Raw genomic sequence first — 556 nt, 5'->3', positions numbered from 1 at the left:
GTTCCACATCAGGATGCCGCTCTGGCCGCCCATGCGCAGGTCCTGCATGCTGCCGTCGACCGATTCGATCGCGTCGTGCATCGACATGAAGGTCACGTGCGGGTCGCCCAGCGCCGTCGCGAGCCGGATGTAGAAGCGGCCGTAGATGACCGAGCCCATCGTCGCCGCCTTCGTGTTGATGATGAAGGCATGGCCGCAGTAGCTGCTGCCCGGGTCGATGCGCACCGATTGCTTGCCGCCGTGCGAGACCGCGCCGTCGATCGTTGCCTTGCCGCTGTTGTCGAAGCAGTTCGGCCCGCCGACGCTCCACAGCGCCGGGTTCGGCACCGCGCCGGCGCTGGTCGACTCGAAGTCGTCGCACAGCGCGAGGTCGGTGCAGGCCAGCGTGGCGGGTGCAGGGGCAGGGGCCGGTGCGGGAGCGGGCGCCGGCGCAGGAGCCGGCGCGGGGGCAGGCGCCGGAACAGGCGTCGGTGCCGGTGCGGGAGCAGGCGCCGGCGYGGGTGCMGGGGCCGGCGCAGGCGCGGGTGCGGGAGAAGGTGTCGGCGCAGGTGCAGGC

At 72.6% G+C, this 556-nt stretch carries 1 protein-coding gene; it reads right to left on the bottom strand.

Going from position 1 to position 556, the window contains the following annotated elements:
- On the bottom strand, positions 1-327 hold a 327-nt coding region (locus AC1D01_RS38100), incomplete at its 3' end, for a hypothetical protein (RefSeq protein ID WP_477875198.1).
- Positions 328-556 lie beyond the last annotated feature (229 nt).

Source organism: Rhizobacter sp. P3_B12, from assembly GCF_056402895.1.
This window is presented reverse-complemented; position numbering and strand designations above follow the sequence as displayed.